Below are 15,651 nucleotides of genomic sequence, written 5' to 3' on the forward strand. Positions count from 1 at the left end.
TTATGTTATTTGTATTCGGCTCATACAACATTTCGATTTACCGATAGACCATCATAAGTTGTTTGGTTCTTGCCTACTATCATCTTGATGGTAATAAAAATTTTTTATCATGTTTGAAATTTGATTAAGTAGTAATCCGGTAAACAAACTCAGAGCACCAAGCAAAATCCAAAAGCCACTCAACAGTGCTCTCCACTGGTAGAATGCTTCCGTTGACTGGTACAGCAAAGCAGTATGGACGGCAAGTAGACTCCCGGTGACTAACAGTAGTAGTCCCGGAACACCAAAAAAGACAAGCGGATGTCTGTCTCGGATGAGTTGGATAACAAATACAAGAACGCTTAATCCATGTCTAAGTGGATTGTGGGTCTGACCGTCAACTCCCTCGTACCTAACATCAATTGGTACTTCCTTGATAGAGAGATTATGGTCTCCTGCAGTGGAAATCATTTCACTTTCGATACCCATTCCATCTGTCCGAACGTTCATACGTGAAATCGCAGACGGAGACAACGCTCGGAACCCGCTTTGTGTATCAGTCAGGTGTGTACTCGCCGATCCTGTCGTTGCGATGTCCAGCACCTTCTGGCCGCATCGTCGATATAACGGTGTCTCTGTTTTCTGTTGGTCGAGGTATCGGCTTCCAACAGCGATCTCACATTCTCTTTTCAAAACTGGATTTACAACATCTGGAATATCCTCGGGAAGATGTTGTCCATCTCCGTCAAGTAGAACGAGTGCACCGATATCATTATCCGCCTCACGAATATACGAGAGGATTGTTCGTACTGTTGCCCCCTTGCCTTTGTTTTCTTCATGCTCGATAACGTGCGCACCAGTTTGACGTGCAATTTCGGCTGTGTTATCGTCACTTCCATCGTCGACAACGACAACTTCATCAGCATACGACTGACTACCAAGAACAACACTTCCGATACCAACTTCTTCGTTGTAGGCAGGTATCCCAACTACCACAGAGGACTCTTGCAAGAGAGGCATCTTCGACTCTGACGTCGCCTCGTTCTTTGGTTCACTATTTTTTCTGATACTCATGTTTAGATTCACACCCTCCGATAGTCGAACCCGATTGTCTCCATCTCGTCACTATCCAGGAAACCCATGACGTCAACCACGAGTGGCTTTTCGGCCATCGCCTCGAAGATTTGTAAATACTTCAGTTCCAGGAATGGTTCATGTGGCGTTGCCACCACGACTGCGTCAACGTCTCGGAACTGCAACTCACTTCGAATCTTAGCGTCGAACTCCTCGGCCATTGCATCGTCGTCCGCGTGAGGGTCGTATCCTTCTACCTGCACCGAGTACTCCTGCAGCCGATCTATCACGCCATCCACAGCAGACGTCCGAATATCACCAACTCCTTGCTTGTACGCCAATCCGAGCACTAACACCGTACTTTCTTGGAGTACCTTTCCACACTCGTTCAGTCCACGCAGCGTCAACTCCGCGACGTGGCGCGGCATATACTCGTTTATTTCTCGGCCCTGTTGCATCAGTTTTGGTGAGTAGCCGTTGCGTTCAGACTCATAAATAATATAGAACGGATCAACGGGAATGCAGTGTCCGCCGACCAACCCGGGACCGTACTCCTCGTGGAAGTTCCACTTCGTCCCGGCAGCGTCGAGCACATCGTGGGTGTCTATACTGAGCGCGTCACAGGTAACTGCGAGTTCGTTCATGAGTGCGATGTTTAAGTCCCGCTGGACGTTCTCAGCGACCTTCGCGGCCTCAGCAACCTCTATTTCCGGCGCTCGATGGACACCCACCTCAACAATCATCTCGTACAGGCGAGCAATCTCGTCAAGTGCCTCTTCGTCGTGTCCGCTGACGATTTTCACGACGTCGCGCAGTCCGTGTTCGTCATCGCCGGGAACCATCCGCTCGGGAGAGTAACCGTACGCGAAATCCTCGCCAGCAGTAAGCCCTGAGGTTTCTTCGATAGCAGGTACTAGCACCTCGCGTGTCGCGCCCGGATATACCGTTGACTCCAGAACAACTGTCGTACCTTTCTTGAGGTGTCGACCGACCGTCCGCCCAGCACTACTGACGTACTCTAGATTCGGGTTTTTCATCTCGTCAACGGGCGTTGGCACACCCACAAGCATGTAGTCCGCACGTTCGATTGGTGTCGAGTCGACAGTAAACTGGATGTTCGACTCCGCTATTTTCTTGTCGCTTAGCTCCTGTGTCGGGTCCGTCCCGTTTCGAAACCCAGCTATTTTCTCCTCGCTGACATCGTAGCCAACGACATCAAGTCCTTCGCGGTCGAACTCGATAGCCAGTGGCAACCCAACGTAACCCAGCCCCACGACACAGACAGTCCGGCCCTTGATTCGCTCTATCTGCGTACTTTCACTCGCCCGCTTCTCGTCGGAATCAGTCGTCTCGTTCATCTATACCCACCCCCAATGGTGTACGTTCGATGATCTTTATCCGCTAGATCAAGCGATGCACGCCCATCAATAACTACCGATCCCACCTCGCGCCCAAGTCGCTCCCAGTTCAAATCGTCGAACTCCTCGTGGGGAGTCACCATAACCATGCCGTCGAAGTCGTACTCGTATACCGACTCTAGTTCGATCGGCGCCACCTCGAATGTGTCAAACTCCTCCAAAATTGGATCTACACCGTATACATCAGCCCCTGCGGCCGACAGTTCCTCGGCAATCGCAAGCGATGGTGAGGCGCGAATTTCCTCGACACCAGGGCGATAGGTCAACCCCAGAATCAACACAGATGCTTCATCCATCGCCAGTCCTTCCGCGTCGAACTCTTCACGTAACTTCCTGACAGTAAAGTCTGGCATCGAATCGTTCACCTCACGCGCCGTCTCCAGCACCGGCGCGTCCGTCTCGAACGGTTCGATTACGAAGTACGGATAGAACGGAATACAGTGCCCACCAACCCCAGGACCGGGATCATGAATGTCACAGAACGGCTGTGTATTTGCCACTTCGATGGCCTCCCGAACATCTACCCCAAACTCATCCGTGAACGTCGCCAGCTCGTTTGCAAGCGCGATGTTCACGTCACGATACAGCCCCTCGAACACCTTCACACACTCTGCCGTCGTCGCATCTGACACCGAAATCACGCCCTCGCTGTTGATCTCCTCGTACAGCGCGGCTGCCACCTGTGCACTCTCTTCGTCGACACCCCCAATTACTTTCGGGTACGTGCCGCGAATGTCCTGCAGTGCCCGGCCACTCGACGTGCGCTCGGGACAAAAAGCCACGCCGAATTCCTCGCGGTCGAGCCCCGACACCTTAGCAAGCCGCGGCGTCACCCGAGCAGTAGTAGTTCGCGGAGGGACAGTACACTCAATAATCACCAAGTCACCAGCGTCGAGGCCCTCGCCGATATCTTCAACGACAGCGTCCAGTATCGACAGATCCGGTTCGTTCTCGTCGGTTATCGGCGTTGGGACGATCACCACGTGAACAGTGGCGTCCTCGGCAGCCCCAACTGTGTCAGTCGTCGCCTGCAACCGCTCCTTGGCGACCATCTCGCCAACGAGTGCATCCAGCCCGGGTTCGCGCTTGACGTGACAGTCTCTGTCGTTTACCGTCTCGACAACCTCCGGATCGATATCCGCACCGACCACATTCCCGGATACTTCTGCATATGCACCGGCAAGCGGGAGCCCCATCTTGCCAAGACCGTAGACAGCAACCGGGAAATCACCACGTACGAACGCCTCGCGAATCGCGTCGCTTGCCAGCTCTTGCCCGTACAGTCGCCCATCGACGTCACGGCTCAAGCTCAATCGTGCAACACCTCCACGGTCTTGTGGGGGGAGCCAAACGCTTTCCGGTTAATCTCCTTGGCCAACTCGAGTGACCGAAGCCCATCTTTACCCGTTACACGAGGTTCGGTCTCGGTCCTGGCGGCATCAACGAACGACTGCAGTTCGTGTTTCAGCGGCTCGCCGTTGTCGACGGCCGGGTTCTCGACGATACTCTCGTGGCGGTAGCGCACGTCCCCGTCCTCCGCCACATACTCGGGGACAGACTGACGGTGAATCTCGATAGATTGGTCGAGATAGTCGACAATCACGTAACATTGTTCGGCCGTGATCGTCAGCTTCCGAACTTTCCGCTGGGTCACGCGACTCGCGGTCAGCTTGGCGATCGTCTCGTCATCGAACTCGACAGTCGCCGTCGCATATCGACCGTCGGCGTTCCCACTCGCCTCTACTGCCGAGACCGGTTGGTCGAGCAACGCCTGGTGGAGGTCGATATCGTGAATCATCAGGTCAGTCACCGCCGAATCCTGGATTGCCCGATCCGGCTGTGGACCCAACCGTTCGGCTTTGACCGAGATCACATCAAGATCCGGCACGATATCCATGAGCGTGTCTGTCACGGGGTTGAATCGTTCGACATGTCCGACCTGAAGTGTCACTCCTGCCTCATCAGCCTGTTTAATCAGTTCCCTACCGTTTTTTTCGTCTTCGACCAACGGTTTCTCGACCAGAATGTCCGTCTCGGCCTTGATACACTGGCTGGCGAGTTCGTAGTGATAGGGTGTCGGGACGGCGACCGTCACGGCGTCGGCCCGTTCGATCAACTCATCAGTGTCGAGTGCATCCGTCCCGTACTCGTCTGCGATTTCGCGTGCACGCGACGTATCGGCATCTGCAATCCCGACGAGTTGGCAGTCACACAGTTCATTGTACACACGGGCATGATGTTTTCCCATCGCCCCTACCCCGATAACACCGGTTTTGATTCGTTCGTTACTCGACATAGTTCGTAATCACCTCGATAATACGCTGAGTGTCCGCATCACGTACGTTCGGATGGACCGGCAACGACAGCACTTCCTCGGCCGCCCGCTCGGCAACGGGCGCCTCTACCGACATCTCGCTGTAGGCTGGCTGCTCGTGGATACACTGCGGGTAGTACACCCCGGACCCGATGCCGTGCTCGTCGAGATGTGTCTGTAACCCGTCGCGGTCCTCACACCGGATCGTGTACTGGTGATAGACATGGGTACGTCCATCTGGTTCGATTGGCGGCGTTACCCACGAGTCAGCGAGCCCCGCAGTCAACTGTTCGGCGTTGGTGCGGCGAGCCTCGGTGAAGTCGGGAAGTCGGTCCAACTGTGCCAGACCGAGTGCACCAGCAATACTGGTCATCCGGAAGTTGTGACCGACCGCCGCGTGGCCATACTTCGCCGTTCGACCGTGGTTGACGAACTGAGCTGCCGCGTCAGCAATTTCCACGTCGTCGGTGACGATCATCCCACCCTCGCCAGTGGTCATGTTCTTCGTCGGGTAAAAGGAGAAACAGCCGACGTCGCCAATCGACCCGACGCGCTCGCCGTCGACAGTCGCGCCGTGTGCCTGGGCAGTGTCCTCGATGAGATACGCGTCGTACTCCTCGGCAAGTTCCGCCAGGCGGGTGACATCTGCGGGCAGTCCATACAGGTGGACTGCCATGATTGCGTCGACGTCACCGTTGTGCTCCTGAATCGTTTCCTCGACCGCGTCTGGGTCTAGATTGTACGTTTCTGGATTAATATCGGCGAACACCGGCTCCGCACCGGTGAACTGGACTGCGTTTGCGCTCGCAACGAACGAGAACGGCGTCGTAACGACGCGATCCCCCTTACCGAGGCCGAGCGCCTCCATTGCAGCGTGAAGGGCTGTCGTCCCGTTCGAGGTCGCGACCGCGTGTTCCGCGTCACAGTAGGCTGCGAACTCATCTTCGAACTCACGGACGACTGGCCCGTCAGCGAGCATTCCACTCTCGAGGACCTCCAGTACTCGTTCTTTCTCCGCTTCATCAATCGCTGGATTTGCAATCGGAATCATACCAATGTATTCTCCCCCTGTAACTCCTTGGGAAGTGAGTGACGCTCCGCCGGCACACCAGCAGCGAGCGTGTTCGGTGGCACGTCATCGATAACGACCGCACCGGCGGCGACAAACGCATTCTCCCCAACAGTAACCCCTGGCAGTACGGTTGCATTCGCTCCAATCGATGCACCACGTTCGATGGTCGGCCCCTCCAGGTCGACCTCTTGTCGAACCGGATAGGGGTCGTTCGTCAGCACGCAACAGGGGCCGAGAAACACGTTCTCTTCGATTGTTGTATGACTGGGAACGTATACACCGGTCTGAATACTGACGTGTGAGCCGATGTCGGAGTAGCCGTCGATCACTGAGTTTGTCCCGACGAGCACGTCATCGCCAATCATCGTTTCCTCGCGAATCAGCACGTTGTGGCCGGTCGCGAAGTCCGCTCCAATCGTCACGTCACAGTAGAGTATCGTCCCGGCTCGAACGGTGCCGTTCGCACCGATCTCCGTCGGCGCTGCGTCGCTGTCGTGTTCGTACCCGACGGTTGCTCCCTCGTCGATTGAGCAGTCAGGACTCGTGACTACGTTGTCATTCATTGGTAATCACCGGGAAGCTGGCGTTTCGAAGTGTTGCATGGATATTGTGTGTGAATGGTACTGACCGGCGTTGGGCCGATTGAGTGTCTGTCGTTTATCGATGACAGAGGTGATCAGTGGCCAGGAAACCCACAGACGGTTTTCTTGCCACCTATCACCGCCTTCTTTTCTGGTCAAACTGTATTCCTCCTCATCAGTCAGGGTAGTCCACAATTGAAATGTGGTATCAATCGGTTACCCTATATTAAATTCCTGTTTGATTACGCCTAGATATCTCGTATTCTTGAGACCACTTAATTTTTGTTCTTTTGACTCCTTATCGAATATATATAATCTAAATAACTGACAATTTCATAATCAACGAAATATTATAGATATTGAGTTACCACACAACAAGCTAAATGTACTACGGACCATGAGGTGGCCGTGTCAACTCAGTATGAACCTGTGAGGTAATCCAGTTCGTACAACAGATGTGGTCGGGTCTCGCAATGAATAATGGCTCTTGCATAACTCAGCGAAACACGTTGACCGCGAAACAGTCAATAAGTCCGCTCAACGGTACTCCAGCAAGGTTTAGCGTCCGTACGAATCTAGGTTCGGACGGACTGCTCCAGTCCGGGCTTCGAGAGACCACGGAACTTCTGCAACCAAGGACTCACCAGTGTGCGAAGACGAGGAGGGATTGTTACCTGATACAAAAATTGGTAACATACGTCTGCTACTGCCGTATCCATCGAGAAAATGAGGGACGAACTGTTCTCAGAAATGGTATCAATTAGTAAATAAGTATTATATGAGGGGCCGTTGTAAAGATAGCACAACGTGCCAATACCCGCACAATGCCCTGAATGCGGTGCAGTCGCCGTTGAGGTCAAAGAAGTGCCGCCCTCCAACCACAGTCAAGGAGATGAGTGGTACACGCGTGCCGAGTGTGCGAACTGCAACGGCTACGCGGAGTGGTTCGAGTAACAGAGCGTCCGATTACGACAGCAGTTGTTGTAACAGCTGCAGCTCCTCGTCCTCGGTGACTCGCTCGGATTCTAGACACGCGTGGACGACCTTGTGCACCAGCTCGGGGTCGTCGAACCCCGACGCGGTACAGTCACGCGCAGTCTCCCCCTCGATGCTGTCTTCTAGGTCGTCGATGCGTTCGTCGAGGACCGTCAGCTGATGGTCGATGTTGGCCAATGTCGATTCCAGCTCCGCTGGCACCGTCGACTCGCGCCCCTCGACGGTCTCCGTCTCGGTATCGCCGTCCAGTCCGAGAACCTCGTCGACGAAGGCGGCACGGTCGTTCCACTCGAAGCCGTCGATGCTGTTAACGCGGTTGTTGATCGTGGCACTCGAGACGCCAAGCTCCTCGCCGATCTCGCGCTGTGTCGCCGTCGGCTTGGCGGCGATGCATTCGAGCACCTCCCGCTGTTTCGCGGTGAGGTCCGCCGGCGTTGGAGTGGGTTGTTCGCGTGCACCGCTTTCGTCGTGTGTATCGTCGTCCTCGGGCGTGGTATCGACGGTGGCCTCCATCTCCGAGCCCACCTCATCGTCTCCCGATTCCCCAGACACGGCCGATGCCGACTCGGTCGACTGGTCCGTACTTGTCGTGTTTGCGTCTGTCATCTCCGTTGTTGTGTTCCCCTCAGTTGGCTCCGTGTTAGTAGCTTCCTCCGAAGCCACGTCCTGTTCGTCTTCCCCGTCGGGTGAATCCGACTCCTCTGCGGTCGCCGGATCCCCGTACTCGTCAAGCGTTCGCTCGACCAGTTCGGTCGTCGCGCTCGGTACCATCGACGCCAGGTCGTCCATCGAGGCGTCGGGATTTGCCTCCGCCTTGTCGAGAATCTGCTTGTGGCGCACCGATCGAGGGTACTTGCTTTCCTCGTCTGTACTCATCTCTCGATTAAACAAACATTTACCGGACACAATTAAATATTATGGCAATAGATAAACCAAAAATTATATCCGTTTATCTATCATTATATAAATAATATATCAATTAATATAGATATTGATTCTCCCCGTTCACGCGGGAGAAGAGGTCAAGCATCGGGTTCGTTGGCGAGCGTGACTGCAGCGTTTTTATACTCGTTGAGTGTGTGTGGATTACTATGGTGACTCTTCACAGACGGAGTTCAGCACGGTCCGTACTTGCGGGAGCGTCGCCGGCGGCAGTTCGGCCGGAGAGACCCACCGAGACTCCAAAATGCCATGGCATCGAGCCGGCGTGACCGCCGACAGAAGGGAGCACTGAAACGTATGATACAGGGAGACGACGCCTCGGGAACGATGTGCGTAGACCGTCGTCGGTGCATGCTCGGTGACGACGATGCCACAGCCCAGTTCCTCGCGCATCTCTCGCCGGAGTGCCTCGATTCGAGACTCGCCGGTCCTGCGTCCACCACCAGGCAGTGTCCAGAACAAGTCTCCGTCACTGTGGCGTTCTTTGACTAGGAGCACACCTGTCCCAGTCGTCACGAGTGCTTTTACCCCGTGTCTGACACGGAACACTGTCTCTACCCCTGTTGTGGAGCGGCTCCCCCGAGCGTTACCCATCAGGTAACTGATAGTGTGATGATTGGGATTATATAAAACTTGCTGGTTCACCTTGGGGACAATGCACAGCCTCGTGCTCGGACATGCGTCATCTGCGCTCGGCGGTAATAATACCAGACTACGGAACAAAAATACTATGATGAATGCGATACGTCCATAGCATATGCAATTAAAAGAACCTGATACGATTCGATCACTCGCCCTCGTTGCGATAATGATCGGATCAGTTTTTTCAGGGTCTGCGCTCCTAGCAGTGGGAGTTTCGGAGCCAGCAACGGCACAGACAACTGGAAACCAATTCTTTGACGTGGACGTAGGCGACGAAACGATCACAGTTTGGGAGCGTGGCGGTATACCCCTGCGTGCGAATGCGAGCGTCGAGTCTGCACAGACAAAAATTGACCAGCTTCACCTCCAAACTGTCGAGACAGTTGATGGTAAGCAGAGTACAAGTATTCGAAGCGAAATCGCGGTGTATGAGCCCGGTGACATACAGCTTGAGTTTGAGGATAAGACCGGGGCAGATGTGTCCCGATTTGCTAACGATGATGCCGAATGGATTGTTGGCTACCTTGATGAAGACAGTGACGACGAGGTCAATTTGGACCTCATCCCAACCTCAATTGACGAGCTTGAAAACGAGCTCAACGAAGAGAACCGCCAACAGCTCAACGACAATGTGACGTTTACCAAACTGTCTGGCAGTGGCATTAGCTTCGATAGCAACGGTGAAATTGAGCTAACTGACTCAACAGTGGCTGGGAGTGGCTCGTTCGGGCAGGGCCCGGGACAGTATGCATTTATGCTCACAAATGGGACCGTCTTTGATGTTTCCAGCGGAGATATCGATATTGCCAACAACCCAGATGGCGTCGTTGTCGGGTCTGAGCAAGTATCTGTCCATGAGCAGCAATCGACTGTGAACAATCCTGATACCGCGGTTGCAGGAGAAGATATAGATTTTGATGTTTCGACAGATCTCAGCGGCAATGTCTCACACGCTGTCGCGCTCTATGACGAAAGTAAGTTCATCAGTACGCAAACGAACTTTAATCTGACAGAGGAGATTGACAGCGATTTCACCTCCAGCGATGTCACCATTGAGCACGATATCAAAAATATCGACGGCGTTAGCGACGTAACCGGTGATGTCACAATGTTTGGTGTGACGCTTCAAGAACGCCGGGAAGCAGGAGTTACCCAGTTGGCTGATATTGTCTCCTTCGCCGCAGATGAGCTTGATGCCAACGAACCGACGACTGTCGCTGGCAGCGACACACTGAATGCGTCCATGACCGCGCTGTCCGATGTGGATCCTGACGCCGAAGTTACTGTTGAGACCTACGACGACTTCGAACCTGGAGAGTATCGGTACGTACATATTGCGGCTGAGAACAACTCTTCAAGCGCATTCGAGACAAACACCGGGACGATTACGATTGAAGAACCTTCGCCGTATTTCGACGTGACAATCGATAGTATCGATAGCGAAGTGACTGAAGGCAATGAGATTACAACAGACGTAACTGTTGAAAATACCGGTGATGAAGCCGGTACGCAGGATATTAGTTTCAGTATCGATGGAACCGTTGAGGAGACGACAACGGTAAGTCTTAGTCAGGGTTCAAGCCAGCAGTTCACGTTCACCTACGAGACCGATAGTGGAGATGTTCCAGGTGTCACAGCTACCGTTGAGAGTGAAAATGATACTGAAAGTAGAGACGTAGACGTTGCTGAGAGTGACAGTGGTGATGACGACGATGCTGACCTCGGTGGCGGTGGTGGTGGTGACGATAGTGGCGGCGATGATGGCGATGATGGCGATGATGACGGCGATGATGGCACTACCCCGCCCCCTGAGGATACAGAAGTTGTGACCTCAAGTACTGGGAATATCGTCCCTGACGAAGCAAGCAACACAGCAACTGCTGAGTTCAGTGAAGGCACGACGCGCAGGGTGACATTCAGTAGTTCGGATGCCAGTGGCGATGTGACTGTTCGGGAATTGAACCGCGAACCAAGCGAAACCGGCCCGGCACCTGGATCATCAGCTTCCGTTAACCAGTTTGTCGTGCCAGAAAACCTACAGAACACAGCTGCTACTATCGAATTTAGCGTCAGTCAAGAGCGTCTTAGTGAGATTGATGCGACAGCGGACGAACTGACCGTTCAGCGGTTCGCGGACGGCCAGTGGAACCGCCTTCCAACGGAGGTCATTTCAGAGACCGATGAGGCGGTCCAACTGGAAGCTGAAACTCCTGGATTCTCATTCTTCGCGATTTCGGCAGTGAGTGTGCCGGATGCCGTTGCGACAGTTGAACCAACTACTGCGGCTATCGGTGAGGGCGTTGAGTTCAGTGCCGCGCAATCGACGAATAAACACGGCGAAATAGTCTCTTACGAATGGGAGATCGACGGTGAACAGTTTGAAGGTGAAGTTGTTACGACCGCTTTCGATGAGCCAGGGACAGTTGCGGCTGAGCTAACAGTTACGAACGATGCTGGCGAAGAAGACACGACGACAGTCAGCATCGATATTACCGCGCAAGAATCTGAATTTACCCTGACCGTCGAGAATCCGGACGAGGACCCAATCGCGGGTGCAACAGTCACTGTCGGAGAGCAAGAGGCAACGACCAACTCCGATGGTGTCGCTACGTTCAGTCTTACCGATGGTGAATATACAGTCACGGTTGACGCCGACGGCTTCGAGTCTGCGAGCGAGACAGTCACCGTTGACGGCCAGACTGGAGTGACGGTGACGCTTGAGCCAGACTCTGATGGGCCGCCTGCAGAAGCTAATCAGCTTACTATCGATGTTGTCGATAGTGATGGCAGTCCGGTCGAAGGAGCCGAAATCGCCGTTGGGGATGCATCGGCCACAACCGGTGCTGATGGCACGGCGACTGTCGAAGTGGCCGACGGGACATACACCATCACCGTTGACGCTGACGGATTTGAGACGACCGAACAAGAAATCGATATCCAGAGTGACGAGACCGTCACGATCGAATTGGCCGAGACGCCAGGGGAAGATGACGGCACGCCCACTGAGGAGCCGACTGAGACACCAGACACAGGTGACGACGGCGGACTGCCGACGATTGTAATCGGTGCCGTGTTGCTTGTGATAGCCCTAGCCGTGGCCGGTGCAGCCTACTACTACACACAAGAGATGGAATAAAGGGCCCTGACGGAGCCTTCGAACCCCTATCGTCGCAAGCGAGTAGCAGAGGTAATCAACATTACAACCTCTCGATGAACATCTGAGAGCTATTGCGTGAGCAGCGGTGACAAACGAAACCGATAACACAATGTCAGAACGGTCCCCCGTCCACTGTCAGGATGTAAGCCGGATCTATCAGCGACCAGGGTCGCGGTTCGTCGGTGGTGGTGAACCAGTAACTGCTCTCTCAAATATCTCACTCGAGATAGAACAAGGAGAGGTCATTGGTATCGCAGGCCCCAGTGGGAGTGGAAAGTCTACTCTCTTGCACCTTCTCGCTGGGTTGGACACACCAACCTCAGGAACAGTCTCGCTGGCTGGGACCAAGACAGATGACCTCACAGCGGGACAGCGCACCCGGTATCGGCTTGACCATGTTGGGCTCGTGTTTCAGCGATTCTATTTACTCCCGTCGCTGCGGGCACGCGCAAATGTCGCACTCCCGCTAATCGAGCAGGGAGTGGACAGACGACGCCGGCGCTCTCGCGCCAGCGAGTTACTTGAGCTCGTTGGATTAGAAGACCGAGCAACGCATCGGCCGGGTGCACTCAGTGGAGGAGAGAAACAGCGAGTCGCTATCGCGCGTGCACTCGCTACGAATCCATCGCTAATTGTCGCCGACGAACCAACGGGAGAACTCGACACCGAAACAGGCGAACAAGTGCTTGACGTACTAACGGCGAACCGCGAGCAGCGGGCACTAATCATCGCATCACACGATGAGCGCGCGCTTGCCCGGGCGGATCGAATTATACACCTTCAGGATGGTGAACGAGTGAGTGGTTCTGCCCAATAACATGATCGGCCCCCAATCCGAGACAGGGACAGGTGATTGGGATGTGGCCTAACCGCTCACTACTCGGCTTACTCGGCCTCGGTGTACGGCGAGTTGTCGGCAGATTAACTGGGCCGCGTCCCGGTCGAACAGTTGCGTCACTCTGTGGAGTCGCAATTGCAATCGCAGTGCTTGTTGTTGTCACCGGACTCGCATTGGGTCTTGCAGGGACAACAACTGTCGCAGGTGACGATGTAAACTACTGGGTGGTTCCAAGTGACAGCGATATCGGCTCAACCCCATTCGCATACGAAGGCGCTCGACTAAGTGGCGTGCATGAGAAAGCGACGATGCTCAGTGCCGATAACCGAATCGACCATGCAACGGCGGTTGCCTTCGAGTTGCTCCGCCTTGAGAACAACCAAGCCGATGAAGCGGCGTATGTGTTAGCCCTTGGAGTAATGCCAAACAGCGACTCTGTCGCTGGTATCGATATCACACCACTTGACGAACGATATCCGTACTACACCGACAGGGAATGGACAGGTGAACTGATTGCGTCTCCAGCAACGGAAACTCTGCTCGGAATAGACGAGGGAGAGACACTTGGGGCTGATGGGACTGATCGCCGATTTACAGTCGTTTCAATCGCTGAGGATAATCCGCAACTCGGCACAGGCGAAATTCCCCTCGTTGTCGTTCCTTTAGCCGAATTACAATCAGTGACAACGCTCGCGGATAGTGATGCTGGCGATCAAATTCTTGTCGCGACAGACGATAGAAGCGTCCGTGACGATCTCGAAGCTACATTCCCAGAAGCCACAATCACGACGCGGTCCGGCCTGTCAACACTCAATCCAGCGCCGACGAGCCTTCCGTTTGCAATGGCTGTCGCGGCGGGCCTCGCAGCGCTTGGCATTGGTGTGATGTTCGTTACAACAATGATGGGGCTCGAACTTACAGCAACCAGACAGCAGACAGCTGTTCTTAGTGCAATCGGATTGCGGTACAGCTCACTTGCACTTGTAGTGATTACAGAGACGCTAACACTTGCAGTTCTTGGGGGTGCTGTCGGAATTCTTGTCGGCTTCGCTGGAATATTCGGCCTGAATGCGGGTATCGGGAGCCTGATCGGACTTCCGACGGCAGCAACAATTTCACCCCTACTTGCCGTCTATGGACTTGTCGTCGCAATTGGTGTTGGACTTCTCTCGGTCGGATATCCATTGTATCTCACGAAGCGAACGGGAACGTTGGAGGAACTGAACCAATGAGCCGAATTAGACGGTATGGTGGCATTGGCGGTATTGCACTCCGACAACTTGTCTATCACCGCGTCAGAACGCTCCTAACGATACTCGGAATCGTGCTAGCCGTGTTGTCTGTCACGTTGCTGCTTGGAATCGGTGCTGGCGTTCTTGAGACGGGTGAACAGCTCGTCGACAGCACCGAGCGAGATCTGTGGATTAGTGGTGGTCCAACAGAACTCAATCCAGAAAGCGTCGGCGGGTTTCGGAATCCAATCGTTGATTCACATGCAGTTGCAGCTGAAATTGATGCCCGTGACGACGTATCTGCGGCAGTCCCACTAGCGTACAATGCTGTATACATAAGTACTGACGGCGAAGAGTTTGAGACCGTACTCAGTGTCGGGGTCGGTGGCAGTGGTCCGGCAATTAGTCTCCAGGCGGGTGAAGGGTTTTCTCCAGGGGACACGCACCTAGTCGATGGGGAATATACTGGACCCTTGAATCAGGAAGTCATCATCGGTCCAGACCTCGCTGATAAAAAAGATTTGGCGCCTGGTGATACACTTTATCTTGGCGGGACACTCCGAAACGCCAAGGCCAACGAATTCAGCGTTGTGGGGATCTCCCCAACATTTTCGACACTGACCGGTACCGAAACTGTAACCGTGCGGCTGAGCGACCTCCAGACGCTTACCGCGATGAGTTTGAGCGATCGCTCCTCGCTCATAACGGTTACTGTAACCGATGATGCAGATGTCGAAACCGTCCACACCAAACTGCAGCAGGCTTACCCCGATTTCACGATTCGCACAAATCAGGAACAAATTACAGCGGTCCTTGAACGACAAGCACTCATCCTCACAGGTGGCCTTAGTTTATCTCTCCTCGCTTTGCTTGCGGGGATTTTCTTCTCATTAAATCTATTTCTGTCCCTCATTTACCAACAACGAACAGAGTTTGCCATCTTCCGCGCAACAGGCGGCTCAACGGGTTCGATCCTTTTGCTGGCATTGCTCCAAGCAGTGGTTATTGCACTCCTCGGTGTGAGCATCGGCATGCTCCTCACACCTATTGCGGCCACGGCCCTCGAAGAGGTAACAATAGTGATCACTGGATTTGAGGGTCTAGTAAGCGTCCCATCAGTCGCTTATTTGATCGCAACTGGTGTCGTTACCATCTTCGCAGTAGCAGGGACAATCACAGCAGTGTGGCGACTCAGCCGTCAAAATATTCCCGAAACTCTCTCGAATTAGTGCTGCTTCAGCAGGGGCCACCTATCACCCTGCCCTGAAGTCGGGAACAGCGAACGGGAACGGCGAGTGCTCGCCTTCCACAGTCTAGTGGACAGACCGGGAGTTCACCGACAAACCCCGCCGTCACGGCGGGTGTAGGTGATCCAAACACCTTTGCCAGACAATCTACAACATGCA

General features: G+C 54.1%; 13 protein-coding genes and 1 pseudogene. 5 read left to right on the forward strand and 9 right to left on the reverse strand.

Annotated features, from left to right (window positions below; genetic code table 11):
* Window positions 1–51: 51 nt before the first annotated feature.
* The 7 genes and pseudogenes from OSC37_RS11200 to OSC37_RS11230 all read right to left on the reverse strand — a co-directional run.
* Window positions 52–1,053 carry a glycosyltransferase family 2 protein gene (locus tag OSC37_RS11200; protein WP_267161534.1) on the reverse strand — a complete coding sequence of 334 codons (1,002 nt, stop codon included), beginning with the start codon at window positions 1,051–1,053 and terminating at the stop codon, window positions 52–54.
* Window positions 1,054–1,061: 8 nt separating this feature from the next.
* Window positions 1,062–2,411 carry a nucleotide sugar dehydrogenase gene (locus OSC37_RS11205; protein ID WP_267161535.1) on the reverse strand — a complete coding sequence of 450 codons (1,350 nt, stop codon included), beginning with the start codon at window positions 2,409–2,411 and terminating at the stop codon, window positions 1,062–1,064.
* Complete coding sequence (locus tag OSC37_RS11210; RefSeq protein ID WP_267161536.1) at window positions 2,408–3,778, reverse strand: nucleotide sugar dehydrogenase; 1,371 nt, start codon at window positions 3,776–3,778, stop codon at window positions 2,408–2,410. The genes OSC37_RS11205 and OSC37_RS11210 overlap by 4 nt, the downstream gene beginning before the upstream one ends.
* Before the next feature lie 2 nt (window positions 3,779–3,780).
* A complete protein-coding gene (locus OSC37_RS11215) occupies window positions 3,781–4,767 on the reverse strand; it encodes a Gfo/Idh/MocA family protein (RefSeq protein ID WP_267161537.1) in 987 nt (328 codons plus the stop codon).
* Entirely contained in the window at window positions 4,757–5,836 is a 1,080-nt protein-coding gene (locus OSC37_RS11220; RefSeq protein ID WP_267161538.1) for a DegT/DnrJ/EryC1/StrS family aminotransferase, read from the reverse strand. Before OSC37_RS11220 ends, OSC37_RS11215 begins: the two co-directional genes overlap by 11 nt.
* The gene (locus OSC37_RS11225; RefSeq protein ID WP_267161539.1) at window positions 5,833–6,420 is read right to left on the reverse strand and encodes an acyltransferase; all 588 of its coding nucleotides are present in this window, start codon (window positions 6,418–6,420) and stop codon (window positions 5,833–5,835) included. The genes OSC37_RS11220 and OSC37_RS11225 overlap by 4 nt, the downstream gene beginning before the upstream one ends.
* 514 nt (window positions 6,421–6,934) lie before the next feature.
* Window positions 6,935–7,085: pseudogene (locus OSC37_RS11230) on the reverse strand (IS1595 family transposase); the annotation flags it as partial.
* A 160-nt stretch (window positions 7,086–7,245) separates the two neighbouring features.
* Here OSC37_RS11230 and OSC37_RS11235 point away from each other — a divergent pair.
* Window positions 7,246–7,392, forward strand: a complete 147-nt coding sequence (locus tag OSC37_RS11235) for a hypothetical protein (RefSeq protein WP_267161540.1) — start codon at window positions 7,246–7,248, stop codon at window positions 7,390–7,392.
* A 12-nt stretch (window positions 7,393–7,404) separates the two neighbouring features.
* On the opposite strand, the gene OSC37_RS11240 is transcribed toward OSC37_RS11235, so the two are convergent.
* On the reverse strand, window positions 7,405–8,310 hold the full coding sequence (locus OSC37_RS11240) for a winged helix-turn-helix transcriptional regulator (RefSeq protein WP_267161541.1): 906 nt from the start codon (window positions 8,308–8,310) through the stop codon (window positions 7,405–7,407).
* A gap of 213 nt (window positions 8,311–8,523) precedes the next feature.
* Complete coding sequence (locus tag OSC37_RS11245; protein ID WP_267161542.1) at window positions 8,524–8,892, reverse strand: NUDIX hydrolase; 369 nt, start codon at window positions 8,890–8,892, stop codon at window positions 8,524–8,526.
* Between the two features lie 604 nt (window positions 8,893–9,496).
* Here OSC37_RS11245 and OSC37_RS11250 point away from each other — a divergent pair.
* From OSC37_RS11250 to OSC37_RS11265, 4 genes are all read left to right on the forward strand, one after another.
* Entirely contained in the window at window positions 9,497–12,154 is a 2,658-nt protein-coding gene (locus OSC37_RS11250; RefSeq protein WP_267161543.1) for a carboxypeptidase regulatory-like domain-containing protein, read from the forward strand.
* A gap of 130 nt (window positions 12,155–12,284) precedes the next feature.
* The gene (locus tag OSC37_RS11255; protein ID WP_267161544.1) at window positions 12,285–12,992 is read left to right on the forward strand and encodes an ABC transporter ATP-binding protein; all 708 of its coding nucleotides are present in this window, start codon (window positions 12,285–12,287) and stop codon (window positions 12,990–12,992) included.
* Window positions 12,993–13,159: 167 nt separating this feature from the next.
* Complete coding sequence (locus tag OSC37_RS11260; protein ID WP_267161545.1) at window positions 13,160–14,245, forward strand: ABC transporter permease; 1,086 nt, start codon at window positions 13,160–13,162, stop codon at window positions 14,243–14,245.
* Window positions 14,242–15,474: an ABC transporter permease gene (locus OSC37_RS11265; protein ID WP_267161546.1), complete on the forward strand. Its 1,233-nt coding sequence runs from the start codon at window positions 14,242–14,244 to the stop codon at window positions 15,472–15,474. Before OSC37_RS11260 ends, OSC37_RS11265 begins: the two co-directional genes overlap by 4 nt.
* Window positions 15,475–15,651 lie beyond the last annotated feature (177 nt).

The sequence above is a fragment of the Halovenus salina genome, from assembly GCF_026410925.1.
GTDB classification, from domain to species: Archaea; Halobacteriota; Halobacteria; order Halobacteriales; family Haloarculaceae; genus Halovenus; species Halovenus salina.